The following is a 24824-nucleotide window of genomic DNA, read 5'->3' on the forward strand; positions in this document are numbered from 1 at the left end:
TACGATGGTCGGATGCTTGTCGAACATCCGCGCGACGTTGCGGGGGGTGCCGCCCTCGGTTCGCGTCTGCGTGAACCACGCACACTCGCCGTCGTCGGGGTGGCCGCAGTGCTCGCGCTGCTGGTCGGATTGCAGATCGTCGCGTGGATCATGGGTTTCGACGGACCGCTGGCCAGCCTGGCTCGCGACTTCGTCGGTACGCCCAAGTCGATGTCGGTGCCGTGGGCGGGACTGGTGCTCGCGCTCGTCGGGATCTCCACGCGCCGCCGGGTGTTCGCGCTGGCCGCCGCGATCGGGATCGACGCGGTGTGGGTCGCGCTGCGACTCATCGACGGCAAGCCGTTCACCGTCGGCAACGGGCCGACGATCGTGCTGGCCGCGCTGGCTGTCGTCGCGGCAGTGCGATGGCGGGGTCGTGAACGCCGCGACGCGTTGACGGCCGTCGCGCTCGGTGCGCTGCTGGTGCTGGCCACCAAGGTCGGCGATGTGTGGCTGCACCTGACTTCGGCGGTGCGGCCCACCGTGCTCGACGAATACGTGCTGCTCGCCGATCACGCGCTCGGTGATCCGTCGTGGGTCGTCGGGCGCGTGCTGGATGTGCTCGGGCCCGAGGTGTACGCGGTGCTGCACTGGGTCTACATCGAATTGCCGGTGGCCGCGATCGCGGTGGCCGTGTGGCAGTTGCGCACCGTGGTCACGTCCGGGCAGTGGCCGACCCACTACCTGGTGCGCACCTTCCTGGTGCTCGGTCTGGTCGGGCCGCTGTTCTACGTGCTGTTCCCGGTGGTCGGGCCGATGTTCGCGTTCGGTGCCGACGGGCACGGCTTCCAGGTGGGCAATTTCTGGCCCGCCGCGATGCCGCCGCTCGATTCGAACCCGGCCGCGCTCACCTTCGACGAGTTCACCCCGCGCAACTGCATGCCCTCCATGCACACCGCGTGGGCACTGTCGCTGTTCATCCACACCCGGCGCGATGTCGACGGGTCGCGAGCCCCGGTCTGGATGCGCTGGGGCGGGGCGTTCTGGCTGGCTGCCACGGTCACCGCCACACTGGGTTTCGGGTATCACTACGGCGTCGACCTCGTGGCGGGCGCGGTGCTGTGCCTGACCGTCGAGTCGGCGCTGCGCGCGCCCGAGCGGGGTTGGGGCGGCTTCCGGATCCGGCTGGTCGGCTTCGGGGCGGCGGTGTTCGCGGGGCTGCTGCTGTCCTACCGGTACCTGGCGGTGCCGATGGCGGAGTATCCGGTGGCGGCGGGCGCGATCGTCATCGGGTTGCTGGCCGCGGTCGCGATCGCCTTCCACAACACCTGGTTCGCCACCGCGCCCGCACCGGCCCTCGAGCGAATCGCGACGCCCGCCACCTAGAACAACCCGTCGCGGTGGCGCTGTTCGCGGTAGGCGGTGCGGCCGATGAGATGGGCGATGACCGGCGCGGTGATGATCGTGAACAGGCCGGTGAGCACGAGCATCCAGACATTGACGTCGTCGCGGATGTCGATGCCGGTGCCGACGAGAACCAGCATGAGGCCGACCACCTGTGGTTTGGTGGCCGCGTGCATCCGAGTGAGGGTGTCGGGGAAGCGGACGATGCCGATCGACGCCGTGAACGCGAGTGCGCAGCCGGTGAGGATCAGCACCGCCGACACCCATTCCCAGACGCTCATCGGTCGTCCCTGACCCGGAATCGGGTGACCGCGGCCGAGCCGAGGAAACCGACCAGCGCGAGCGCCACGATCGCCGGGATCACCGTGGTGTCGCCGCTGTAGGCGGCCCACACCGCGAGCCCGGACGCGGCGATGGCCATCAGTGAATCGATACCGACGACGCGATCGAGGGTGCTCGGCCCCGCGAGGACGCGGTAGCTGGTGATCACCGCGGCGGCCGTGAGCAGGACGGCGGCGATGACGGCGACGACAGTCATGGTTGCACCTCCGGTGGTGTTTCGACGCGGCGGCGTTCGCTCGGTCGTTCGAAGGCATTGATCATCAGGTGTTCCAGGCGCCGGGTGGTGCGGTAGAACTTCACCACCGCCTCGTCGCTGCCCACATCGAGCACGTGGACATAGACCACGCAGCGCGCGCGGTCGAGTTCGAGGACCATGGTGCCGGGGATCAGGTTGAGCAGATCGGTGCACATCACCAGCACCAGATCGGACTGGATGCCCAGATGCACGCGCAGCACGCCGGAGACCGGCGGGCCGCTGGGCCGAATCGCGAACCAGGCCACCTGCAAGCTCGATTCGAGCGCGTAATAGGTACCGACAGCGATCAATTCGAGAAACGACAGCGGATGGAAACGCCCGGACACCGGGACCAACGGGAGGGGAAGGGCGAAGACCACGATCAGTGCGACAACGGCCCCGGCGAGGGTGTTGGCCAGACTCAGATCGCCCCACAGCGCGACCCAGACGGCGGTGAGCCAGATCAGCACGGCGACGCGAAGGATATTGTCGCGATTCTCGAATCGGCTCATCGCAGCACCGGGCCGAGGACCGAGTCGATGTAGACCGACGGGTCGTTCAGGTCGCCGGCGGCGCGCTCGGCGATGCCGAGGACCGGCCCGGCGAACACCGTGAGCGCGAGGCCCGCGGAGACGAGCCCGATGGTGGCCAGCACCATCAGGACCGGCATCCGGCCGGGATCGGTGCGATCCTCGTAGTACACATCGGTCGAATCCTCCACCAGTGTCGGTAGATTCGCCGCGGTGAGATGGCCTTCCGGCGCCTCTTCACGTGGTCGCCAGAACGCTTTGCTCCAGACCCGCGCCACCGCGTACAGCGTGAGCAGGCTCGTGATCACCGAACCCGCGACCAGCACCCACGCCAGGACGCTGCCCTCGGCGGCACCGGCTTCCAGGAGTGTGACCTTGCCGATGAATCCCGAGAAGGGCGGGATACCACCGAGATTCAGGGCGGGGACAAGGAACAGCACGCCCAGCAGTGGACTGGCGGTGGCCAGTCCGCCGATCCGGCGCAACGACACCGAACCGGCCTGGCGTTCGATCAGTCCGACAGCGAGGAACAGCGCGGTCTGCACCAGGATGTGGTGGGCCACGTAGAACACCGCGCCGGTGAGGCCGGCGGTGGTGGCGAGACCGATACCGAACACCATGTAGCCGATATGGCTGACCAGTGTGAACGAGAGCAGTCGCCGGATATCGGTCTGCGCGATGGCGCCGAGGATACCGACGATCATCGTCGCCAGTCCGCACACCAGCAGGATGTCGTCGAACGCGCCGTCGGGGAACCAGAGCGTGTGCGTGCGGATGATCGCGTACACACCGACTTTGGTGAGCAGGCCCGCGAACACCGCGGTGACCGGGGCGGGTGCGGTGGGGTAGGAGTCGGGTAGCCAGCTCGACAGCGGGAACACCGCCGCCTTGATCCCGAACGCGACCAGCAGCACCGCGTAGCAGGCGGTGCGCACGCCACTGGGCGTCGCTTCCAGGCGCACGGCCAGTTGCGCGAGATTCAGGGTGCCCGTCGCCGCGTAGGTGAGGCCGATGCCGATCAGGAAGATCAGCGACGACACCATCGACACCATCACATAGGCGATGCCGGTGCGGATCCGTTCCTCGGTGGCGCCCACGGTGAGCAGCACGAACGAGGCGACGAGCAGGACCTCGAACCCGACGAACAGGTTGAACAGGTCACCGGCCAGGAACGCGGTCGACACGCCCGCGGTCAGGACCAGATAGGTGGGCCGGTAGATCGAGGTCGGCTGATGTTCGCCACCATCGGAGATGTTCTGTCCCGCACCGTAGATCGACACCACGAGCAGCACGAAGGCCGAGACCAGCAGCATCGCGGCGCTGAGCCGATCCACCACCAGCGTGATGCCGATCGGGGTCGGCCAGCCACCCACCTGCACCGCGGTGGTGCCGTCGCGGTCGGCGAGATACAGCAGCAGGGCGCTGATCAGCAGCACCACCGACAGTGCCGTCAGCGTGATCATCGCCTGGAGCCGTGGGCGGCGGCCGAACACCAGCGTCGCCGCGGCGGCGAGCAGCGGAACCAGTACGGGCAGTGGGGCGATGGCGGGCAACAGTTCCGGGGACAGGGTCACTGTTCGGGATCCTCCCGTTCGCGGCGGGCGGCGACCTGGGCGTCCTCGGGGTCGTTGGTCACGTCTTCGGTGGTGGTCAGCATGTAGGAGCGATAGGCCAGCGCGAGCACGAAAGCCGCCAGGCCCATGGTGATCACGATCGCGGTGAGCACCATCGCCTGCGCGAGGGGATCGGCCATGCCGTCGGGGGAGGTGTCGGCGCTGCCGAGGATCGGTGGCTTCCCGTCCGGGCCGCCCATCGTGAGGATCAGCAGGTTCACCGCGTTGCCGAGCAGGATCATCCCCAGCAGCATCTTCGACACCACCCGCTCGAGCAGCAGGTAGACACCGCACGCGGTGAGCACGCCGATGGTGATCAGGAGAACGAGGTCGGCACTCATCGGATTTCCTTGTCCAGGCGGGCGCCGAGGCTGCGCAGGACGTCCAGCACCAGCCCGACGATCACCAGGTAGACGCCGAGGTCGAAGAACATGGCGGTGACCAGTTTGAGGTGACCGAGCAGCGGCAGCGTCACCTCGATGATCGCCGAGGACAGCGGCGGTGCGCCGAGCAGCAGCGACGCGGTCGCGGTGCCCGCCGCGAGGGTGAGGCCGGCGCCGAGCAGGTGCCCGGCGTCGACCGGGAGCGCTTCGCCCAGTTCGTATCGGCCACCCGCCAGGTAGCGCAGGGTCAGGGCCAATCCGGCGACCAGGCCACCCGCGAAGCCGCCGCCGGGCGCGTTGTGGCCGGCGAAGAAGAAGTACACCGACAGCACCATGATGGTGGGGAAGACCAGGCGGGTGGTGATCTGCAGGACCATCGAGCGATCGCGGCGATCGAGGAGGCGGGCGGCGGGCAGCCAGCTCACCGCGTCGGGATCGTAGTTCGGGGAATCGGCGGCGCGGGGTGCGCTGCCGAAGCGGCGGCTGCGGAAGACCAGCGACGCGACGCCGGTCGCGGCGACGACGAGCACCGAGATCTCGCCGAGGGTGTCCCAGGCGCGGATGTCGACCAGCAAGACGTTGACCGCGTTCTTGCCGCCGCCGATCCGATAGGCGGCATCGGGGATGGCGTCCCAGATCGGGTTCCCGTGCTTGGCGGCGATGGCGAACGCGGCGAGTACGGGGACGGTGATGCCGACGCCGACGGCCAGCAGTGCCCGGCGGAACTTGAACGCCGTGCCCTGGCTTTCGGCGATCTCCGCCGGGAAGGCGCGCAACACGAGCACGAAGACGACCAAAGTCAGTGTCTCGACCAGGAATTGGGTCAGTGCGAGATCGGGGGCGCCGTGCAGCGCGAAGATCACGCCGCAGCCGTAGCCCGTCACCCCGACGACGAGCACGCTGGCCAACCTGTTGCGCAAGACGGTGGCGGCCAGCGCCATCGCGATCATGATCGCGCCGATCGCCGCCTGCAACGGTGAATCCCACAGTCGCAGTTGCACTCCGGTCCGCGTGCCGATCGCGAGCATGACCGTCGGCAACACGATGAGCGTGCCGAGGATGGTGGCCTGGCTGGCGGGCAGTGAACCGGACTGCACGGTTCCGGTGATACGCAACGACAGTCGGTCCATCGCGCGCAGGGCCGCGTCGTAGTTGCGATCGGCGTTGCCGAGACGCGGGTGCGCGGGTTCGCCGATCCGGCCGCGGATCAGGAACAGGGCGATACCGGCCGCGACGATGACCACCGTCAGCGCGAGCGGTCCGGTGAAGCTGTGCCAGAGGGCGAGATGGGTGTCGAGCACGCCCGGCAGCGACTCGGCGTAGGGGCTCAACCATCGATCGACCGCCTGGGTGTCGAGACCGCCGGCCAGCCCGGCCACGGCGAGCACCGCGGGTGGACCGAGCAGCAATGGGCCGGGCGCGTGCCAGGTGACCGCGCGTTCGGGATTCGCGGTGACTCCGAAAGCGCCCCAGACGAATCGGATGCTGTAGGCCACGGTGAACGCCGACCCGACGGTGACCCCGGCCAGCAGGGCGAACCGCACCGGCGGACTCAGTATCTCGGCCGACCACAGCGCGCCGAGCGCCGACTCCTTGCCGACGAAACCGAGCAGCGGCGGCAGCCCGGCCATGCTGAGCGTGGCGAGTACCGCGATCGCGCACAGCACCGGCGCACGCCGGCCGAGCCCGGACAGTCTGCGCAGATCCCTGGTCCCCGCGCCGTGATCGATGATGCCGACCACCATGAACAGGCACGCCTTGAACAGTCCGTGCGCCACCAGGAGAGCGAGCCCGGCCAGCGCCGCGTCGGGCGTGCCGATGCCCATCATCATGATCATCAGCCCCAGCTGGCTGACGGTGCCGAACGCCAGTACCAGCTTGAGATCGTGTACCTGGATCGCCCGCCACCCGGCCAGCAGCATGGTGACGATGCCGAGCGGCAGCAGCATCAGATGCCAGGGCGGGGTCTGCGCGAGCGCGGGCGCCAGCCGGGCCACCAGGTAGATACCGGCTTTCACCATCGCGGCGGCGTGTAGATACGCGCTCACCGGTGTCGGCGCCGCCATCGCGCCGGGCAACCAGAAGTGCAGCGGCACGATCGCCGATTTGCTGATCGCCCCGATCAGCACCAAACCGATCGCGACCGGCACCGCGCTCCCGGCCGGGACCGAGCTCGCCGCGAGCAGGTCCGAGAGCAGGAAACTGTCGTAGCGCAGCCCGAGGACGACGATGCCGACCAGCATCGCCAGCCCGCCCGCGCCGGTCACCAGCAGCGCCTGGATCGCGGCTCTTCGACTGACCGCGCGTTCGGCGTAGTGGCCGACGAGCAGGAACGACAGCACCGTCGTGATTTCCCAGAACACGTACAGCAGCAGCATGTTATCGCTGGTGACGAGCCCGAACATGGCACCGGCGAACCCGGTGAGCTCGGCCGCGAACACCCCGAGCCTGGCCTCGTCACGCTCGAAGTACCGCCCGCAGTACGCCAGGATCAGCGCGCCGACGCCGAGCACCAGCGTGCACATCACCGCGGACAGGGCATCGAAGCGCAGATCGATGTCCATCGAGATCTGCGGCGCCCATTGCACATGCGTGCGCACGGTGGTTCCCCAGTGCGCGATCACCCAGCCGAGGCTGCCCAGCGGTACCAGGGCGAGCAGGTAGAAAGCGTTGCGGCCGAGCACTCGTACACACAGCGGGGCCAGGAGGGCGGCCAGTGCGTGAACGAGCAGTACGGCTAGCAACTCCCCCTCCGTCGGGTAGGTAGCGGTCGAGTAGCGCGTCCCGATCCTACGGGCGCGGACGGGATGTTCGGCGGCACCGAGGTTGTCGCGTCGGCCATGTCGCGAGCGGTCCGGCTATGGCTGCGCCGCCCGTGGCTGCGCGGGTGGCCGGATCTGATACAGCACCGCGAGTCCGGCCGCGGCGCCGACGGTGATGGCCAGTGCCACCTGCCCCGGCACTCGATCGGCGACGGCGGTGCTGCCCGTCGGCCAGTGCCGCTGCCCGGTGGGAATCGACCACAGGATCGACGGCAGGTACAGCGCACCGAGCGCCAGCATCGCGCTCGGCAGGTAGCTGACCCGGATCGAGCCGATCGCGAAACCGGTGACACAGGTCAGCAGCACCACCCCGGCCGTCCACACGAATGCCCACGGAAGACGCTCGGCCACAATGGCGAAACCGCAGATCACGGTGACGCCGAGCAACACGCCCCACGGTGTCGCCCACCGCAGGCCCGCCAGGATGGCGACCACACCGACCACCAGGACGAGGACGAGATGCCAGCCGAGGCGGGGTGCGTCACTGAGTGAATCGGCCGCGGCGGCGACGCTCACGGCGATCAGCACACCGGTGCCGTCGCGGCCCGGCAGGAGCGCGGCGGCCACGAACGCCGCCACGAGGGTGACGATCACGGCGAGCGCGACCTGCCAGGAGTTTCCGCGGCGGCCGTCGAACTCGCGGCCCAGCCACTCGGTGGCGATCAGCAGCGACAGCGACAGCACGGTGGTGGCGATGATCGGGGCGATCGGCAGATCCGCCGCCATCCGCGGCACCGCGGGCAGCATGATGCCGTGCCGATGGCGCGCGGTGTTCACCGCCAGCAGCACGACGGCGGAGCCGATCAGCCAGAACGGGGTGTGCACGGCCTTGTCCGCCGTCGCCGCGGCGTTCGAGGTGAACACCGCCACGACTTCGCCGTAGACGAACACCACCAGGACCCCGAGCCCGAAACCGACCGCGGACCAGCGCATCCGCCACGCGCAGATGCACAGCGCCCCGAACAGCACACCGCCGCACAGCGAGTCGATGTAGTTCTGGGTGGTGAGTACGTCGGCGGAGGTCATCGCCTCGCCGATGAAGTAGTTGATCGCCAGCGCCGCCGCCCCGCCCGTCGCGGTGAGCCAGATCAGCCCCGGCCGGGTGATCGGCCTGGCCAGCACGGCGACGACGACAGCGACGATGAGACCGAGTGCGGCCGCGCGGGGAACGCTGTTGATCAGACTGGTGACGCGGTACGGCGAATCGATCGACGAATCGTCACCGAAGCTGAACGGGAGGAACAGCGACATCCCCGCGGCCGCGGCGCCGGCGAACGCCGTGACCACGTCCAGACCATCACCGATCTTGGGCACCGTGCCGACGTTACCGGCGACACACGCCCGCACCGGGGATGTCGCGGCCGGATCAGGGTGGCGAGTTCGGCCTCAAACCCTGCTCTCGGCATAGCGACGCAGCGATTCGACCTGCGCGGGGTCGAGGGACGGCCGCACGCTCGCGCGGGCGGTGGCCACGTCCTCGGCAGTGACGTCGGCGGCGGCCATATCGCGGCGCAGTGCCGAGAGCGCGGCCTCGCGCAGCAGGGCGGCGCAGTCGGCGGCCGAGTAGCCGTCGAGATCCTCTGCCAGCGCGGCCAGGTCGACATCCCGGGCCAGCGGCACCGAGCGTCCCGCCGTGCGCAGGATCTCGAGCCGGGCCGGGCCGTCCGGTGGCGGGACGAAGACGAGGCGGTCGAGCCGACCCGGCCGCAGCAGTGCGGGGTCGATCAGTTCGGGGCGGTTGGTCGCGCCGACCACCACCACATCACGCAGGGGTTCGACGCCGTCGAGTTCGGTGAGCAGCGCGGCGACCACCCGGTCCGACACCCCGGAGTCGCTGCTCTGGCCGCGTCGGGGGGCGAGCGCGTCCACCTCGTCGAGGAAGATCAGCGAGGGTGCCGAGTCGCGGGCCCGCTGGAACAACTCGCGCACCGCGCGTTCGGAGGAGCCGACCCACTTGTCCATCAGCTCAGCGCCTTTCACCGCGTGCACGCTGAGCTGGCCGGTCCCTGCCAGCGCCCGCACCAGGAACGTCTTGCCGCAGCCGGGTGGTCCGTAGAGCAGGACCCCGCGCGGCGGTTCGATGCCGAGGCGGGCGAAGGAGTCGGGGTGGCGCAGCGGCCACAGCACCGATTCGGTGAGTGCCTGTTTGGTTTCGATCATGTCGCCGACGTCGTCGAGGTCGAGCGAGCCGATCGCCAATTCCTCTGTGCCCGAACGGGACAGCGGGCGAATCACGTCGAGCGCGCCGATCAGATCGTCTTGGACGAGTTCGGGTTCGGTGTGCTCCCTGCTGGCCCGGCCTGCCGCGCGCACGGCCGCTTCCCGGCACAGCGCGGTCAGGTCGGCCACCACGAAACCCGGTGTGCGTGCGGCGATCACATCGAGGTCCAGTTTTCCCGCCGGCACCTTGCGCAGCAGCTGTTCCAGCAGTGCCCGCCGGATCGCCGCGGTGGGCAGCGGCAACGCCAGTTCGCGATCACACAGATCCGGAGCGCGCAGACGCGAATCCACCTGTGTCGGATGGGCGGTGGTGGCCAGCAGGGCAACGCACGGTGCGCGCACCGCGGCCCGCAGCTGGTCGAGAACGAGGGTGGCGACGGGTTCGGCCTCGGCGGGCAGCAGCGCGTCGATATCGGTGATCAGCAGCACGCCGCCCTGCCCGGTGGCGACATCGGCCACCGCCTCGGCGACCTCACGCAGCCGGGTGCCGCTCTCGGTCGCGCCGACGCTCGGGCCGTCGAGCTCGACGATACGACGCGGTGCGACAACAGCTTTGGCGAAGGTGGCCTTGCCGACTCCGGCGGGTCCGGTGATGAGGACACCGAGATGCGCCGGTGCGCCGAGCGTCTTCAGCAACTCCGGCTCATCGAGAGCCAGGCTCAGCCATTCGGCCAGCTTGGCCGCCTGGCTCTGCACACCCGCCAGATCCTCGATCTGGACCGGCGTGCTCCCCGAACTCACCTTCACGGCGCCGGATCCCGGCTGATCCGGCTCCGAAAACCACTGCTGGCCGGGCTTGCTCGAAGACTGGCGCACATCGCCGTCACGTTCCACCGTGTGCTGGATCGCTGCCGCACCCGCACCCCAGCCGACGGCCGAATTCGGTTGCACGCTCACCGGTCCCGGCATGGGCTCGATCGCCGTCACGGTGAGCAGTTCGGTGGTCCAGGCGATCCCGAAGGCACGCGAGAGCGCCTGGGTGGCCGCCGAGGAACTGATATCGGGTCCGAGATCGCGCGGCAGCAGCGACACCGTGTCACCGACGGTCACCACCTTGCCGAGCAGCGCCTGCCGCAGGGTGGCCGCCGGGATGCTGGCCACAGCGTGCGCCGAGCCGCTCAGCGAGATCTGTCTGGCGCCGAAGACTGTCACCGGGGCGACCGTCACCGCCGCGTTCTCCCGCAGTCCCACATTCGACAGCGTCACGTCATCGAGCAGCGCCACCCCCGGCGGACTGTCCGCGGGCGCCTTCGCCACCACCGCCGCGGTCCGGCGCGCGCCGATCAGCGCGATGCCGTCCCATTCGCGCAGGCCGAGCGCGGTGAGCGTCTCGGGGTGCAGGCGCACCACCCCGCGACGAGCGTCGGCTGCGGAGGGATTGAGCCGGGCGGTGAGCGAAAGTTCAGCCACCGCCCCATTCTGCCCTTCTCGCCGCGATCAGGAATCGATAGGCCGACGGCAAGGTCAGACGGCCATTCTGGCTGACATGACGAACTATCGCCGCCAGTCGGTACGCTGCACCGGACGCGCCGGAGGTGCCGGCGCCGCGATCTACCGGGGAAAGCAGCAGATGAACCGAATCTCCCTCGCCGTTCTGGCCGCCGGGGCACTGACCCTGACCTTGGTCGGGTGCGGGTCCGACGACTCCGCTGATGCGAGCGGGCTGCGCAAGGGCACGCCGAGCTCCAGCGCGTCCGCCACCGCCACCAAGGCGCCCACGTCGAGTGCGGCGCCGAGCTCGGCCGCGGCGGGCACCGACATCACCTGCACACAGTTCAAGACGCTCGACCCGGACGGCGAGAAGAAGGCCATCGATCAGATCCTCGCGGCACACCCCGGCGGTCCGTTCGAGGGCAGCCCCAACGTGGCGCTCAGCACTGTGAAGCTGGTCTGCCTCGTCCCGGCCAATGCCGACAAGCCGGTTGCCGACGCCGCCGGGATGAAGCCCTAGCCATCGCTCAGCCCAGCAGCGATTGCCAGTTCGCGGGGACCCGCGCGGCCGGTCCGGGGACCGACTGATCGGTGGGATGGCTGGTCGGCGCGGCGAGCTCGGGACCATCGCTGTACATCTCGCCGCTGGCGAAGTTGTAGAACCAGTCCTCGCCCGGTTCGTAGCTCTGCATGAACGGGTGCGCGGTGGCCTCGAAATGCTTCGTCGCGTGCTTGCTGGGAGAGCTGTCGCAGCAGCCGACATGCCCGCACTCGGCACAGCGGCGCAGATGCACCCACCAGCCGCCGCTCGCGTCGCATTCGACGCACCCGGCGCCACTGGGCGGCACGCTCGGATCGATCCCCGCTTCAGCCATCTAGACCTCCTGTAGTAGGTGTGCTGACATCCTCCGCCGCCGGGTGCAACGGCAGGCGGACGATGAAGCGCGTGTTGCCCGGTTCCGATTCCACCCGGATGTCACCGTTGTGCTTGTTCGCCACGATCCGGAACGAGATGTCGAGACCGAGACCGGTACCGTCGCCGACCGGTTTGGTGGTGAAGAACGGCTCGAAGATCCGGCCCCGCGCCTCGGGGGGAATGCCCGGCCCGGTGTCCCCGATTTCGATGGCGGCGCAGTCGTTCTCCTTGAACGTGCGGATCGTCAGGGTGCCCTCGCCGCCCATCGCGTAGACGGCGTTGTCGATCAGGTTGGTCCACACCTGGTTGAGTTCGGCGGCGAAGCAGGGGATCGGCGGCAGCGCGCGGTCGTAGTCCTTCACCACGCGGATGCCGTCACCGAGTTTGCGGTTGAGCATCACCAGGGTGGAATCGAGCAGTTCGTGCAGGTCGACGACCTGATAGGGCGCGCGATCCATCTGCGAATACTGTTTGGCCGCCCCGACGAGAGTGGAGATGCGGGTGGTCGAGTCGAAGATCTCGTTCATCAGCAACTCGGTCTCGATGGTGTAGTTCAGCCAGCGCACGGCGCCCTCGAACACCGGCGCCTGGCAGGCTTCCAAGGTCGCGTGCACACCCTCCAGCCAGTCGGTGTCCAGGCCCGCCTGCACGAAGGTGGGCGCCAGATTCCAGCCGTCGGCGATGCCGCGCTCTTCGAACCAGTCGGCCAGCGCGTCCTCGCGATCGGCCGCTTCCAGTGGGCTGAGGTCGGGTGCCTTGGCGACCTGGTCGGCGGCCTGCTCCTGCATCTCGACGAGCTTGACCAGCGCGTCGGCCGGGAACTTGCCCTCGGCCATCATCTTCAGTTTGTGCCGCATCCCGGCGACGCGTTCGCGCAGGCCGGAGGTGGCGCGCACCGCGGCGGCGGCGGGATTGTTGAGTTCGTGGGTGAGCCCGGCCGACAGCGATCCCAGCGCGAGCAGCCGTTCGCGTTCGGCGATCCGCTGGTTCGACTTCTGCCCGCCGAAGAACGCGCCCTCGAGCAGGTGCACGGCCATCGGGAACCACTCGTGCATGATCCGGGAGAAATCGGCCGCGTCCATGACCAGGAACCGGGAGCGGCGCAGCACGTACATCGAGCCGTTGTAGTCCTGGTTCGCCCGATCGCCCAGGTAGGCCATCCAGGCGCCCGCGTACACCCCGCGATGGTCGGTGCGGTTGATCTCGATCTCCACCCCGCCGGACAGTTTGGTGAGCCGGACCTCGCCGTCGATCAGCACGTAGAAGCAGGTGGCGGGTTCACCCTCGCGAAACACCGGGCCCGGTTCGACGTACTCGATGCGCCCGATGGCGCACAGTTCGGCGAGCTGGGAGTCGTCGAGCTTCTCGAACAGGAACAGGGTGCGCAGTTCTTCCGGATCGCAGATCATAGAGTCCTCACTCACGCTGTCTCAATGGGCATGATCGGGCGGCCTGCGTGGTTACGCTCCGCTACCGCCTCCGGCCGCTGACCTCTCATGCCAGGTACCGGTGGACGAGCATGACCGCCATCGCGCCCTCGCCGACCGCCGAGGCGACCCGCTTGGCGGATTCGGCGTGCACATCGCCCGCCACGAACACGCCGGGGACGCTGGTCTCGAGGTGTTGCGGCGGGCGCGGCAGTTCCCAGCCGGGTGGTCGCGCGCCGTCGACCATCAGGTCGGGCCCGGCCAGCACGTATCCGGCGGCGTCGCGGGTGACGACGCCGTCGAGCCAGCCGGTCTGTGGCGCGGCGCCGATGAACAGGAACAGCCGTTGCGCGTCGACCTTGTCTTCGGTGCCGGTGCTGTTGTCGCGCAGAACGATGCGTTCCAGGTGTGTGTCACCGTCGACGCCGACGACCTCGGTCTCGGTGTGTACGACGATGTTGGGGATGGCCGCGATCTGCCGGACGAGATAGTGCGACATCGACTTGTCCAGCGAGTCGCCCCGGACAACCAGGTGCACGCGACGGGCGTTGCGGGACAGGAACACCGCGGCCTGTCCGGCCGAGTTGGCCCCGCCGACGATGTAGACCTCCTGTTCGGCGCACTCGGCCGCCTCGGTCATCGCCGAACCGTAATACACACCGCGCCCGGTGAATTCGTCCACACCCGGTGCCGGATGGCGTCGATAGTCCACGCCCGTGGCGATCAGAACCGTATGCGCGCACAGCTTTCCACCGTCGGCGAATCGCACGGTGCGCGCCGACCCGTTGATCTCGAGCGCGACCACATCGCGAGTGGTGATGATCTCCGCGCCGAATTTCGCCGCCTGTCGCCGCGCCCGATCCGCCAGCTGTGACCCCGAGACCCCGTCGGGAAATCCGAGATAGTTCTCGATCCGCGAGCTCTGCCCCGCCTGTCCGCCGGTGGCCGTGCGCTCGACCAGCACCGTGCGCAAGCCCTCCGACGCACCGTAGACCGCCGCACCGAGTCCGGCGGGTCCGCCGCCGACCACGATCAGGTCGTAGAAGTCCCCGCTGGGTTCGACAGTGAGCCCGACGTTTTCGGCGAGCTCGCTGTCGGTCGGCTGGATCAGGGCGGTGCCCGCGGCCGTGATCACCACCGGACAGGTCAGCGGATCGGCGCCCGCCGCCTCCAGCAACCGGGTGCCCTCCGGCTCGTCGACCGGATACCACCGATACGGCAACTGATTGCGCGCCAAGAACTCTCGCACCTGCGAAGACCGCGGCGACCAGCGATCACCGACGACCTTGGTCTCGTACACCGGCCGCTGCTCGGCGCTGCGCCACACCTCGAGCAACCCGTCGATCACCGGGTAGAGCTTCTCCTCCGGCGGGTCCCACGGCTTGAGCAGATAGTGGTCGAGATCGATGACATTGATCGCGTCGATCGCGGCGTCGGTGTCTGCATAGGCGGTGAGCAGCACCCGGCGTGCGTAGGGGTGCAGGTCCATCGCCTGTTCGAGGAATTCGATGCCGTCCATGCCGGGCATCCGGTAGTCGGCGATCAGCACCGCCACGGGCTGCCCGCGCAGTTTCATCTCGCGCAGCGCCTCGAGTGCCTGCGGTCCCGATTCGGCCCGCAGAATCCGGTAGTCGGCGCCGTAGCGGCGGCGCAGGTCCCGCACCACGGCGCGCGATACGCCGGGATCGTCGTCAACGCTCAGAATGGCCGGTTTGGTTACCGAGGGAGTGCTCACCCGATCGAGTATCCCCCTGCTGTGAGGTAGCCGTCAGAGCTGGTGGTGGAGGACGAGGTCTAGCTCGGTGGGGGTGAGCAATCGTTCGAGGCGTTCCTCGCGTTTGAGACGGGTGCCGCGGGGCACGAACGCGCTGGGGAGCGCGAAGGCGTCGTCCGGTCCGATGCTCGGCAGGAGCGGGACCTCGTTGATGTGCCTGCGTGGCAGGAGTGAGCGCAGTTTCACGGCCGATCACCTCGGGTTGACGACGGGAACGCTGGAGGCTGAGCTTCGTCGATCAGCAAACGTCGGTAGCGAAAAGTTTGCCAGCATGTCCGAGTTGGTGCAAGCGGGACAAGGTGGACACGGCGAGCCAACCGGTCGGTGGCCTGCTTCGACGCAGGCCACCCCGGTTTTGTGAGAATTTGCTGATCGGTTATTTCCAGGCGGGCATGGTGACAACCTGTGCCGCATAGGACAGCCCGGCGCCGAAGGCGATCAGCAGCGCGGTGTCGCCCGGCTTCGATTCGCCCTTGCGCAACAGCGCCTCCATCGCGAGGGGGACCGATGCTGCCGAGGTGTTGCCGGAATCCTCGATGTCGTTGGCGAGCGCGCAGTGCTCCGGTAGCTCGAGCACCCTGGCCATGATCTCGATGATCCGGCCGTTGGCCTGGTGCGGAATCATCGCGTCGAGGTCGCCGGTGGTCAGGCCCGCGCGGTCGATCGCGTCGCGGCACACCTTCTCCAGCGAGTGCGCGGCCCAGCGGAACACCGCGGTGCCCTCCATCGTGAGATAGGGGCGCACCGCGTCGGTGCCCTTCTCCTCGATCTCGTCGAAGAACTCCACCCAGTCCTTGGTCTGGCGGATGGCGTGGTGCTGAGTGCCGTCCGAACCCCACACGGTCGGGCCGATGCCCTGTTCGGTGGACGGGCCGACGACGACCGCGCCCGCGCCGTCGGCGAACAGGAAGGCCGTCGCGCGGTCGGTGAAGTCGACGGTGGGGGTGAGTTTTTCGACGCCGAGCACCAGCACGTGATTCGAGGTGCCTGCCCGGACCAGGTCCGATGCCATGCCCACCGCGTGACAGAACCCGGCGCAGCCCGCCGAGATGTCGAAGGCGGCCGCGCCGGTCATGCCCAGCTCGGTGGCGATGCGTGGGCCGATGGCCGGGGTGAGCATGAGATGGGTCGACGTCGCCACGATGACGCAGTCGATCTGGTCGACCTGCACCCCGGCGGCGGCGATCGCGTCGCGCGCGGCGGCGACGCTCATGGACTGGATGGTTTCCTCGTCCGAGGCGAAGCGCCTGGTATGGATGCCGGACCGGGTGCGGATCCACTCGTCGCTGGAGTCGATCGGCCCCGCTACCTCGTCGTTGGTGACCACCCGAGCCGGGCGGTAGACGCCCAATCCGAGGATGGCGGTGTGCTCAGTACCCGTCGTCTGGGCGATTCGAGCCATTGTGCGTCTCCTATGTACCTGTCAACCTGCGGCAGTACCGCTGGGTGTACCCGAAGCATCGAAATCTGTCCCTCATCGCCCGTGACCCGTACGTGGACACCATGTGAACGCTCAGACATGAGGCTTCCTCATATTAGCGTCTCATGATCAGAGTGTCGATTGTCACAGTGGAGCCGGGGGTATCTTGGTGACAAGGCGATTGCTCGCCGACCCTTCGAGGGATCGAGGACAGCATGCTCGGACTCGGCATCATCAGTTGGATCATCATCGGCGGTCTGGCCGGTTGGATCGCGAGCAAGTTCATGAAGACCGACGCACAGCAGGGCATCCTGCTCAATATCGTGGTCGGGATCATCGGCGGGCTACTCGGCGGCTTCGTGCTGAGTCTGTTCGGCGTCGATGTGGAAGGCGCGGGCTGGATCTTCAGCTTCATCACCTGTCTGGTGGGCGCCTGCGTGTTGTTGTACCTGGTGAAGCTGTTCACCGGGCGTAAATCGGTCCACTGACCACAGGTGCTTGCCCCGGGCTTCCCGTAAGGTGTGATCGCTTGTAGTCATCACACGAAAGAGGGAGCCCGTGGCACGCCGCCCCACCCCGCCCGGCACGCCCGATACCACCGGCGTCGGACATGTCGTCGACTTGGTGCGGGCCGCTGTACCCCCACTACATCCCGCCGGACTGCCGTTCGTGGCGGTGCCGTTGGCAGTGGCGGTCATCGGCGGACGTAATAAATGGGTGCGGAGGGCCGGTCTGGCCTCGGCCGCCGCCTGCGCCGCTTTCTTCCGGCACCCGCATCGCGTGCCGCCGAACCGGGCGGGCATCGTGGTCGCACCCGCCGACGGTGAAGTGGCGCTGGTCGACACCGCGGTGCCGCCCGTCGAGCTCGGACTCGGCGATCAGCCGTTGCCGCGCGTCAGCATCTTCCTGTCGGTGCTCGATGTGCACGTGCAGCGCGTTCCGGTGTCCGGAACCGTGCGCGAGGTGCTGCATCAGCCGGGCAAGTTCCTCTCGGCCGATCTGCCGGAGGCCTCCGACGCCAACGAGCGCAACAGCATGGTCATCGACACTGCCGACGGTAAGCAGGTCGTCGTGGTGCAGATCGCCGGACTGCTGGCCCGTCGCATCGTCTGCGATGCCCGCGTCGGTGACCTGCTCACCATCGGTGACACCTACGGCCTGATCCGGTTCGGGTCTCGCGTCGACACGTACTTCCCGATCGGCACCGAACTGCTGGTGGCCCCCGGGCAGCGCACGATCGGGGCCGAAACAGTCCTGGCTGTGCTGGGATGATCGAACAGGCTCGCACAGCACCTCGCAAACGACCCCGCTCGGTGCGATTGCTGCCGAGCGTCGTCACCATTCTCGCGCTGTGCGCCGGCCTGTCGGCAGTGAAGTTCGGGCTCGACGGTGAGCTCGGGATCGCGCTGGCGATGGTCGGTGCCGCCGCCGTGCTCGACACGCTCGACGGGCGGCTCGCGCGCATGCTCGACGCCACCAGCAAGATGGGCGCCGAACTCGATTCGCTCTCGGACGCGATCTCGTTCGGCGTCGCGCCCGCGCTGGTCATCTACGTGACCCTGCTCGACGGCAACAGCGCGGGCTGGATCGTCGCGCTGTTGTTCGCGGTGAGCCTGGTCTTGCGCCTTGCCCGCTTCAACACCCTGCTCGACGACGATTCCCGGCCCAACTGGGCGCGTGAGTACTTCGTCGGTGTCCCCGCGCCCGCCGGAGCGCTGATCGCGCTGGTGCCGATCGCGCTGAAGGTGCAGTTCGGCGACGGCTGGTGGGACGGTTTCGCCTTCGTCGCCGCCTGGACGGTCTTCGCCGCGCTGCTGTGCGTGAGCACCATCCCGACCCTGGCGATGAAGTCGGTGTCGGTCGCCCCGCAGGCTGCGGCCGGGCTGCTGGTGCTCACCGCGCTGGCCGCCGCGCTGCTGGTCACGTACCCGATCGTGCTGCTGCTGATCTTGGTTGCGCTCTACCTCGCGCACATCCCGTTCGCCTGGCGGTCGGCCCGCTGGGTGGCCGCGCGGCCGGAGACCTGGCAGCACAAGCCAGCTGAGCGGCGGGCCCAACGGCGGGCGCAGCGACGGATGCCCGCGATCCGCCGACCGGCGATCCGTGGTTCGGCGCGCCTGCGCCTGCGCCGCCCGCGCAACGACGACTGACCAGGCATACGACCCTCGCGACTGGACGTTTCGACATGGAGCAATCAACGCCACCTCCGCCACCCGAGGACCCCACGGCGCCGGCCACCGATATCACTGAGTTTCTGGAGCATCGGCCGCGGCTGTTCTCGCTTGCGTACCGGATGTTCGGTGCGGCGAGTGAGGCCGAGGACGTCGTGCAGGAGGTATACCTGCGGTGGGCGCTGGCCGACCACGCCGAGATCGCCAATACCGAAGCGTGGTTGACGACCGTCACCGTGAATCTGTGTCGTACCCAGCTCGTTTCGGCTCGCGCCCGGCGTGAGACCTATGTCGGGCAGTGGCTGCCGGAGCCGGTACCGACCGGCGGCGGCGCGCTCGGTCCGCTGGGCACCGTCGAGGAACGCGAATCGGTGTCCCTGGCGGTGCTCACCGCGATGGAACGGCTCAGCCCGATCGAACGCGCCGTGTTCGTGCTGCGCGAGGCGTTCGGCTACTCCCATGCCGAGATCGCGGAGATGCTCGACCTCACCGTGGCCAACACCCAGCAGATATTCCATCGGGCCGGTCAGCGGGTGCGCACCGGTAAGCAGCGCTTCGTGGTGTCGGCCGAGCACGCGCGCACGATGATCGAGAAGTTCTTGCAAGCGGCCTCGACCGGCGATGTGGCCGGTCTGCGCGAACTGCTCGCCGACGACGTGGTGTCGGTGGCCGATGGTGGTGGCCGGGTTGTCGCGGCCAAGCGCCCGGTGGTCGGGGCCGACATCGTCGCGCGCTACCTGTCCAACCTGCGGCGCTTCCTCAGCCCCACCGCACGGTTCGAATTCACCGAGATCAACGGTGACGTGGCGCTGGTCCTGTTCCAGGACGAAGCCACGGTGGGTGTGCTCGTCTTCGACTTCGACGAGGCAGGCGCGATCGCGGCGGTCCGCACGGTGGTGAACCCGGTGAAGTTGACTGCGGTCGTGGCCTGATTCGTAGTGTGATGCAGGTCACTGCAAAGACCTGTCAGGAACTCGGGGGCTGATCGGTCTGGTGTGTGTAGGCATTTCGAGAGAAGGAGCCACACCATGACCGGTCAGCATCGGATCGTCGTCCTCGGCGCCGGGTACGCGGGACTCACCGCGGCCCGTGCCCTCGCGAAGAAGACTCGCGACTCCCAGATCACCGTCGTGGACGGCCGCGCCGAATTCGTGCAGCGGGTGCGTCTGCACCAGGCCGCCGCCGGTCAGCCGGTCAAGCGGCTCGACCTGCGGAAGTCGCTGGGACGTAAGGGCATCGAATTCCTCCAGGCGCGGGTCACCGACCTGGACCCGGATCGCAAGATCGTTGCCCTGGACGGCGAGTGGACGTTGCACTACGACACCCTCGTCTACGCGCTCGGCAGCCAGGCCGACCGCGACGCCGTGCCCGGAGCGGCCGAGCACGCGAAGTTCGTCGCCACCGCCGAGGACCTGACGGAACTGTCGGGTCAGATCGTCATCGTCGGCTCGGGCCCGACCGGCATCGAACTGGCCACCGAACTCGCTGAGTCGCAGCCGGATTCGCGGATCAGCCTGCTCGGTAACGAGGACCCGGGCGCTTGGCTCTCGCCGCGCGCGCACCAGTTGATCCGGGACGCGCTCACGCGGGCCGGCGTCGAAATCCGTTCCGGTGTCAAGGTTGTCGAGGTGCTCTCCGATGCGGTTCGGCTCGCCGACGGCACCCTGGTGCCCGCCGATACCACCGTCTGGACCACTGGTTTCACCGTCCCCGATCTGGCTCGTCGCGCGGGTCTGGAGGTCGCCGACGACGGCCGTATCCGCACCGACGACACGCTGCGCTCGGTGTCGCACCCCGACATCTACGCCGTCGGCGACGCCGCGCTGATGGTCGGCGTGGACGGCCGCCCGCTGCGGATGGCTTGCGCGACAGCGATTCCCGCCGGCCAGTACGTTGTCGGGGCCATCACGGCGCGGGCGCGTGGCCGCGAACCCGAGCCGATGAAGGGCCGCTACGTCGCGCAGTGCATCAGCCTGGGCCGCCGTGACGCGGTGTTCCAGGTGGTCAAGGCCGATGACACCCCGACGAGCACGGTGCTCACGGGCCGTGTCGGGGCGCTGATCAAGGAACTGATCGTGCGCGGCACGGCCTTCACGGTCGGCCTGCGATAGTCCGACCGGACTGGCGTAATCGCCCTTTTCGCGGCCGTTGGGTCAGATCTGACCGGGGGCCGCGAAGTGGGGCGATCGCGCCGGGGTCGTCCGGTGTGGTCAGGTGGCGGTGTCTCGTCTGCGGCGCGGCCACCGGCGTCGAGCGTGTCGGGTCAGCGGCCGTGCCCAGGGCGCGATCGCGATCGCGAGGAGCACGCTGAGCCATGGAAGCCGCCACCACCAGCGCACATCTCGTTCGAACGCCGTCGTCGGCTCGGTCAGCAGACGTGCCGTAGACGACCACACCACGAACGCGTCCCCGATGGGCATCAGGCCGAAGGCATACCGCTTGGAGCCGGGCAGGCCGACCGGCAGTCCGAGCAGCTCACCTGCGGAGCCGATCGCGGCCGCCAAGTCGCTGTCGCCGTTCACGCGGGCGGCGCCCTGGGCGACGACAGTGGCGGAAAGGCTGACTCCGGCGACCAACGGTCCCGAATCGACGTCACCGCTCCCGTCGACACCTTTCGGATATTCGCGAATGGCGGGCCCGAAACCGCCTGGATAGGTCAGATATCGGTCTCGGTACCGCGCGTAGTGGCTCCTCGCGAATGCTGGGTCGATCTCGGGCAGGAATCGAAGTATCACTGTCTGCGAGGTTGCCCGGGCGCCGGTCAGCATCGATCCGTCGGTCGGTGAAACCTGATGCGGCAGTAGGCCGGTCGCGGGGTCGAGGCGGGTCTCGGCCTGCGCGAGCCAGCGATCTATCACCGCCGTGTACTGCGCCCCGAACAGCTTGTCGTGCAGGCGAAGGGAAGCCACCGCGACGGTCGAATCGACCGGCCACGCCTGACCTCGATAGGCCTGGAGAAACGGTGTGCCGGCCGCGGAGAACGCCTGTGCGATCTCGGCGCTGTGCGTGGAGAACTGGTGCACCGCAGTGGTATCGGAGCGATCGAGCGACAGGATCGCGCCCCGCAGCCAGTTGGTCCACCCGGCCCAGAACACTCCGTACGCGGGCTGCAACCCGGGGCTGAAAACCGCACGGCCCTCGTCGGATTCGGTTCTGGCCAGCGCCCAGCGTGCTTCGCGGAGCGCGTTGTCACGCAGTCCTGGATCGGTGTGCGCGGCCTGTACCCAGGCGAGACCGTAGAGCACGTTCGAGAAGACGTACCCCTCCGGAAACAGTTGCTGCGCAGCGGTATCCGAGCCGTCGTCGAGCGCGTCACGCACGAAGGCCAGCTGGCGCGCGGTCGACCCGGGCTGCCCGTCCAGGCCCGGTTGCGGCCACAGCAGTCGCCCGGCTCCGATCAGGCACGCCGCCGTCACGATGATCCCCACCACGCGCGGCGCCCAGCGCCGAATTCTCCCCATGGCGACACTCTGCCAGGAATTTGCCGTCAACCAATCGTTGACGATCCGACATCGTCAACCTATGGTTGACGCATGAGCACTCCGAACTTTCGCCTCGACGACCTCATCGACGGCATCAAGAAGGCCCGCCCCGACAACGTCCTCGACCAACTCTCCGACGCGGTGGTCGCCGCCAATCACCTCGGCGAGACCGCCGACCACCTGATCGGCCACTTCGTCGACCAGGCTCGCCGTTCCGGCGCCTCCTGGACCGATATCGGCGCCAGCATGGGCGTCAGTAAGCAGGCCGTGCAGAAACGATTCGTGCCCAAGGGTCCGAGCGACGCGGCCGCCATGGATCCGCAGGCGGGCTTCGCCAAGTTCACCGACCGGGCCCGGCAGGTGGTCGTCGGCTCGCAGGAGGCGGCCCGCGCCTCGGGGAGCAGCCAGATCGCGCTCGGGCATCTGATCCTCGGCCTGATCGGCCAGTCAGAAGGTCTGGCAGCCAAGGAGATCATCGCCAGGGGTGTCGCACTGGACGCCGTGCGCGCTGCCGCGACCGCCTCGCTGCCCGCCGCCGACGGTGACGTGCCCGCGCTCATCCCCTTCGACGGCGACACGAAGAAGGTCCTCGAGCTCACCTTTCGCGAGGCGCTGCGGCTCGGTCACAACTACATCGGCACCGAGCACATCCTGCTGGCTCTGCTGGAACAGGAGAACGGCGCGGGCGTACTCAGCGGTCTGGGCCTTGACAAGGCCGTCGTAGAGGCCGAGCTCGTCGAGCTGCTGAATCAGTTCCTGGCTTCGGTGCAGGACGAGACCTGAGAACGCGGGGGCGCGCCCGGTGTGTCCTGCGCGCTGGGCGCGACCTTGCACTCTCACCACCTGAGTGCTAAAAATGGCTTGGCACTCGTGACTGTTGAGTGCCAGGTCGGGACGGTGAGATCGGGTTCCATCGACACCCTCGGTCGTCCGTCGCGGGCACCTCCTGGCCAGCGTACTTTGGGGCGATCCAACCTGTGGTCGTCTCGTGTGTCAGCCATAGACATGTGGAGGATCTCAACGCAATGGCCAAGACAATTGCGTACGACGAAGAGGCCCGTCGCGGTCTCGAGCGGGGTCTGAACGCCCTCGCCGACGCTGTCAAGGTGACGCTGGGCCCGAAGGGTCGCAACGTCGTACTCGAGAAGAAGTGGGGCGCCCCCACGATCACCAACGATGGTGTGTCCATCGCCAAGGAGATCGACCTCGAGGACCCGTACGAGAAGATCGGCGCCGAGCTGGTCAAGGAAGTCGCCAAGAAGACGGACGACGTCGCCGGCGACGGTACGACCACCGCCACCGTGCTCGCCCAGGCGCTCGTGCGTGAAGGTCTGCGCAACGTCGCGGCCGGCGCGAACCCGCTCGGCCTGAAGCGTGGCATCGAGAAGGCCGTCGAGGCCGTCACCGCCAAGCTGCTCGACACCGCCAAGGAGATCGACACCAAGGAGCAGATCGCTGCTACCGCTGGTATCTCCGCGGGCGACCCGGCCATCGGCCAGCTCATCGCCGAGGCGATGGACAAGGTCGGCAAGGAAGGTGTCATCACCGTCGAGGAGAGCAACACCTTCGGGCTCCAGCTGGAGCTCACCGAGGGCATGCGCTTCGACAAGGGCTACATCTCCGGTTACTTCGTGACCGACCCCGAGCGTCAGGAAGCGGTCCTCGAGGATCCGTACATCCTGCTCGTCTCGTCCAAGATCTCGACGGTCAAGGACCTGCTGCCGCTGCTGGAGAAGGTCATCCAGGCCGGTAAGCCGCTGCTGATCATCGCCGAGGACGTCGAGGGCGAAGCCCTGTCGACCCTGGTCGTGAACAAGATCCGTGGCACCTTCAAGTCTGTCGCCGTCAAGGCGCCGGGCTTCGGTGACCGTCGCAAGGCCCAGCTGGCCGATATCGCCATCCTCACCGGTGGCGAGGTCATCAGCGAAGAGGTCGGCCTCTCCCTGGAGACCGCAGGCATCGAGCTGCTCGGCACCGCGCGCAAGGTCGTCATCACCAAGGACGAGACCACCATCGTCGAGGGTGCGGGCGACGCGGAGGCCATCAAGGGCCGCGTGGCGCAGATCCGCGCCGAGATCGAGTCCTCGGATTCGGACTACGACCGTGAGAAGCTGCAGGAGCGTCTGGCCAAGCTGGCCGGCGGTGTCGCGGTGATCAAGGCCGGTGCCGCCACCGAGGTCGAGCTCAAGGAGCGCAAGCACCGCATCGAAGATGCCGTGCGCAACGCCAAGGCCGCCGTCGAAGAGGGCATCGTTGCCGGTGGTGGCGTCGCGCTGCTGCAGGCCGCCCCCGCGCTCGACGGCTTCAGCGGCCTGACCGCTGACGAGGCGACCGGTGTCAACATCGTGCGCGTCGCGCTGTCGGCTCCGCTCAAGCAGATCGCCTTCAACGCGGGCCTCGAGCCCGGCGTCGTGGCCGAGAAGGTCTCCAACCTCCCCGAGGGCGAAGGCCTGAACGCCGACACCGGTGTCTACGAGAACCTGCTGGCCGCCGGCGTTGCCGACCCGGTCAAGGTCACCCGCTCGGCCCTGCAGAACGCGGCCTCCATCGCCGCGCTCTTCCTCACCACCGAGGCCGTAGTCGCCGACAAGCCGGAGAAGTCCGCCCCCGCGGGCGACCCCACCGGCGGCATGGGCGGCATGGACTTCTGATCCGCTGATCAGCTAGCCCAACGC

23 protein-coding genes are annotated in these 24824 nt (G+C 68.3%); 9 read left to right on the forward strand and 14 right to left on the reverse strand.

What is annotated here, in order from left to right:
• Positions 1-12: 12 nt before the first annotated feature.
• Complete coding sequence (locus ACWFRF_RS21720; protein ID WP_452451917.1) at positions 13-1365, forward strand: DUF5933 domain-containing protein; 1353 nt, start codon at positions 13-15, stop codon at positions 1363-1365.
• Here the strand turns inward: ACWFRF_RS21720 and mnhG are convergent.
• The 8 genes from mnhG to ACWFRF_RS21760 form a co-directional block, all read right to left on the reverse strand.
• Positions 1362-1664, reverse strand: coding sequence for a monovalent cation/H(+) antiporter subunit G (gene mnhG / locus ACWFRF_RS21725; RefSeq protein ID WP_378991213.1), 303 nt, complete (start codon positions 1662-1664; stop codon positions 1362-1364). The genes ACWFRF_RS21720 and mnhG overlap by 4 nt on opposite strands.
• Entirely contained in the window at positions 1661-1921 is a 261-nt protein-coding gene (locus ACWFRF_RS21730) for a monovalent cation/H+ antiporter complex subunit F (RefSeq protein ID WP_067450173.1), read from the reverse strand. Before ACWFRF_RS21730 ends, mnhG begins: the two co-directional genes overlap by 4 nt.
• Entirely contained in the window at positions 1918-2472 is a 555-nt protein-coding gene (locus tag ACWFRF_RS21735; protein ID WP_452451919.1) for a Na+/H+ antiporter subunit E, read from the reverse strand. Before ACWFRF_RS21735 ends, ACWFRF_RS21730 begins: the two co-directional genes overlap by 4 nt.
• A complete protein-coding gene (locus tag ACWFRF_RS21740; RefSeq protein ID WP_452451921.1) occupies positions 2469-4064 on the reverse strand; it encodes a Na+/H+ antiporter subunit D in 1596 nt (531 codons plus the stop codon). The genes ACWFRF_RS21735 and ACWFRF_RS21740 overlap by 4 nt, the downstream gene beginning before the upstream one ends.
• Positions 4061-4444 carry a Na(+)/H(+) antiporter subunit C gene (locus ACWFRF_RS21745; RefSeq protein ID WP_378991207.1) on the reverse strand — a complete coding sequence of 128 codons (384 nt, stop codon included), beginning with the start codon at positions 4442-4444 and terminating at the stop codon, positions 4061-4063. The genes ACWFRF_RS21740 and ACWFRF_RS21745 overlap by 4 nt, the downstream gene beginning before the upstream one ends.
• Positions 4441-7230: a Na+/H+ antiporter subunit A gene (locus ACWFRF_RS21750; protein ID WP_378991206.1), complete on the reverse strand. Its 2790-nt coding sequence runs from the start codon at positions 7228-7230 to the stop codon at positions 4441-4443. Before ACWFRF_RS21750 ends, ACWFRF_RS21745 begins: the two co-directional genes overlap by 4 nt.
• Before the next feature lie 114 nt (positions 7231-7344).
• Positions 7345-8622 carry a hypothetical protein gene (locus tag ACWFRF_RS21755; protein ID WP_452451922.1) on the reverse strand — a complete coding sequence of 426 codons (1278 nt, stop codon included), beginning with the start codon at positions 8620-8622 and terminating at the stop codon, positions 7345-7347.
• 72 nt (positions 8623-8694) lie between these two features.
• A complete protein-coding gene (locus tag ACWFRF_RS21760; protein WP_452451924.1) occupies positions 8695-10938 on the reverse strand; it encodes an AAA family ATPase in 2244 nt (747 codons plus the stop codon).
• Positions 10939-11014: 76 nt separating this feature from the next.
• Here ACWFRF_RS21760 and ACWFRF_RS21765 point away from each other — a divergent pair, with 76 nt between their 5' ends.
• Positions 11015-11479 carry a hypothetical protein gene (locus ACWFRF_RS21765; protein WP_378991201.1) on the forward strand — a complete coding sequence of 155 codons (465 nt, stop codon included), beginning with the start codon at positions 11015-11017 and terminating at the stop codon, positions 11477-11479.
• Positions 11480-11486: 7 nt separating this feature from the next.
• Here ACWFRF_RS21765 and ACWFRF_RS21770 read toward each other — a convergent pair whose 3' ends face one another.
• From ACWFRF_RS21770 to ACWFRF_RS21790, 5 genes are all read right to left on the reverse strand, one after another.
• Positions 11487-11834, reverse strand: coding sequence for a UBP-type zinc finger domain-containing protein (locus tag ACWFRF_RS21770; RefSeq protein WP_378633825.1), 348 nt, complete (start codon positions 11832-11834; stop codon positions 11487-11489).
• The gene (locus tag ACWFRF_RS21775) at positions 11827-13284 is read right to left on the reverse strand and encodes an ATP-binding protein (protein WP_378991251.1); all 1458 of its coding nucleotides are present in this window, start codon (positions 13282-13284) and stop codon (positions 11827-11829) included. Before ACWFRF_RS21775 ends, ACWFRF_RS21770 begins: the two co-directional genes overlap by 8 nt.
• Before the next feature lie 85 nt (positions 13285-13369).
• On the reverse strand, positions 13370-15037 hold the full coding sequence (locus tag ACWFRF_RS21780) for an FAD-dependent oxidoreductase (RefSeq protein WP_378991198.1): 1668 nt from the start codon (positions 15035-15037) through the stop codon (positions 13370-13372).
• 33 nt (positions 15038-15070) lie between these two features.
• Positions 15071-15262, reverse strand: coding sequence for a hypothetical protein (locus ACWFRF_RS21785; protein WP_378633833.1), 192 nt, complete (start codon positions 15260-15262; stop codon positions 15071-15073).
• Positions 15263-15452: 190 nt separating this feature from the next.
• Positions 15453-16478: a beta-ketoacyl-ACP synthase III gene (locus ACWFRF_RS21790; RefSeq protein WP_378991197.1), complete on the reverse strand. Its 1026-nt coding sequence runs from the start codon at positions 16476-16478 to the stop codon at positions 15453-15455.
• A 233-nt stretch (positions 16479-16711) separates the two neighbouring features.
• Here ACWFRF_RS21790 and ACWFRF_RS21795 point away from each other — a divergent pair, with 233 nt between their 5' ends.
• From ACWFRF_RS21795 to ACWFRF_RS21815, 5 genes are all read left to right on the forward strand, one after another.
• Positions 16712-16984 carry a GlsB/YeaQ/YmgE family stress response membrane protein gene (locus tag ACWFRF_RS21795; protein ID WP_101465422.1) on the forward strand — a complete coding sequence of 91 codons (273 nt, stop codon included), beginning with the start codon at positions 16712-16714 and terminating at the stop codon, positions 16982-16984.
• Between the two features lie 70 nt (positions 16985-17054).
• Positions 17055-17768 carry a phosphatidylserine decarboxylase gene (locus ACWFRF_RS21800; RefSeq protein ID WP_364403759.1) on the forward strand — a complete coding sequence of 238 codons (714 nt, stop codon included), beginning with the start codon at positions 17055-17057 and terminating at the stop codon, positions 17766-17768.
• Entirely contained in the window at positions 17765-18646 is an 882-nt protein-coding gene (locus ACWFRF_RS21805; RefSeq protein WP_378633841.1) for a CDP-alcohol phosphatidyltransferase family protein, read from the forward strand. The genes ACWFRF_RS21800 and ACWFRF_RS21805 overlap by 4 nt, the downstream gene beginning before the upstream one ends.
• Positions 18647-18681: 35 nt before the next feature.
• On the forward strand, positions 18682-19599 hold the full coding sequence (locus tag ACWFRF_RS21810; protein ID WP_452451928.1) for an RNA polymerase sigma-70 factor: 918 nt from the start codon (positions 18682-18684) through the stop codon (positions 19597-19599).
• Between the two features lie 96 nt (positions 19600-19695).
• A complete protein-coding gene (locus tag ACWFRF_RS21815; protein ID WP_452451929.1) occupies positions 19696-20778 on the forward strand; it encodes an NAD(P)/FAD-dependent oxidoreductase in 1083 nt (360 codons plus the stop codon).
• 99 nt (positions 20779-20877) lie between these two features.
• On the opposite strand, the gene ACWFRF_RS21820 is transcribed toward ACWFRF_RS21815, so the two are convergent.
• Positions 20878-22128, reverse strand: a complete 1251-nt coding sequence (locus ACWFRF_RS21820) for a hypothetical protein (protein WP_452451931.1) — start codon at positions 22126-22128, stop codon at positions 20878-20880.
• A 72-nt stretch (positions 22129-22200) separates the two neighbouring features.
• Between ACWFRF_RS21820 and ACWFRF_RS21825 the strand changes: the two genes are divergently transcribed.
• Together ACWFRF_RS21825 and groL are read left to right on the forward strand one after the other, a co-directional pair.
• Entirely contained in the window at positions 22201-22932 is a 732-nt protein-coding gene (locus ACWFRF_RS21825) for a Clp protease N-terminal domain-containing protein (RefSeq protein WP_452451933.1), read from the forward strand.
• A gap of 242 nt (positions 22933-23174) precedes the next feature.
• On the forward strand, positions 23175-24800 hold the full coding sequence (gene groL / locus ACWFRF_RS21830; RefSeq protein ID WP_266294031.1) for a chaperonin GroEL: 1626 nt from the start codon (positions 23175-23177) through the stop codon (positions 24798-24800).
• Positions 24801-24824: the final 24 nt, after the last annotated feature.

This window comes from Nocardia sp. NPDC055165, from assembly GCF_053606985.1.

What these genes read in the sequence shown, in the direction of transcription:
- ACWFRF_RS21720 (WP_452451917.1), top strand. Translation starts at nt 13, where the DNA reads ATGCTTGTCGAACATCCGCGCGACGTTGCGGGGGGTGCCGCCCTCGGT.
- mnhG (WP_378991213.1), bottom strand. Translation starts at nt 1,664, where the DNA reads ATGAGCGTCTGGGAATGGGTGTCGGCGGTGCTGATCCTCACCGGCTGC.
- ACWFRF_RS21730 (WP_067450173.1), bottom strand. Translation starts at nt 1,921, where the DNA reads ATGACTGTCGTCGCCGTCATCGCCGCCGTCCTGCTCACGGCCGCCGCG.
- ACWFRF_RS21735 (WP_452451919.1), bottom strand. Translation starts at nt 2,472, where the DNA reads ATGAGCCGATTCGAGAATCGCGACAATATCCTTCGCGTCGCCGTGCTG.
- ACWFRF_RS21745 (WP_378991207.1), bottom strand. Translation starts at nt 4,444, where the DNA reads ATGAGTGCCGACCTCGTTCTCCTGATCACCATCGGCGTGCTCACCGCG.
- ACWFRF_RS21765 (WP_378991201.1), top strand. Translation starts at nt 11,015, where the DNA reads ATGACGAACTATCGCCGCCAGTCGGTACGCTGCACCGGACGCGCCGGA.
- ACWFRF_RS21770 (WP_378633825.1), bottom strand. Translation starts at nt 11,834, where the DNA reads ATGGCTGAAGCGGGGATCGATCCGAGCGTGCCGCCCAGTGGCGCCGGG.
- ACWFRF_RS21775 (WP_378991251.1), bottom strand. Translation starts at nt 13,284, where the DNA reads ATGATCTGCGATCCGGAAGAACTGCGCACCCTGTTCCTGTTCGAGAAG.
- ACWFRF_RS21790 (WP_378991197.1), bottom strand. Translation starts at nt 16,478, where the DNA reads ATGGCTCGAATCGCCCAGACGACGGGTACTGAGCACACCGCCATCCTC.
- ACWFRF_RS21795 (WP_101465422.1), top strand. Translation starts at nt 16,712, where the DNA reads ATGCTCGGACTCGGCATCATCAGTTGGATCATCATCGGCGGTCTGGCC.
- ACWFRF_RS21805 (WP_378633841.1), top strand. Translation starts at nt 17,765, where the DNA reads ATGATCGAACAGGCTCGCACAGCACCTCGCAAACGACCCCGCTCGGTG.
- ACWFRF_RS21810 (WP_452451928.1), top strand. Translation starts at nt 18,682, where the DNA reads ATGGAGCAATCAACGCCACCTCCGCCACCCGAGGACCCCACGGCGCCG.
- ACWFRF_RS21815 (WP_452451929.1), top strand. Translation starts at nt 19,696, where the DNA reads ATGACCGGTCAGCATCGGATCGTCGTCCTCGGCGCCGGGTACGCGGGA.
- ACWFRF_RS21820 (WP_452451931.1), bottom strand. Translation starts at nt 22,128, where the DNA reads ATGGGGAGAATTCGGCGCTGGGCGCCGCGCGTGGTGGGGATCATCGTG.
- ACWFRF_RS21825 (WP_452451933.1), top strand. Translation starts at nt 22,201, where the DNA reads ATGAGCACTCCGAACTTTCGCCTCGACGACCTCATCGACGGCATCAAG.
- groL (WP_266294031.1), top strand. Translation starts at nt 23,175, where the DNA reads ATGGCCAAGACAATTGCGTACGACGAAGAGGCCCGTCGCGGTCTCGAG.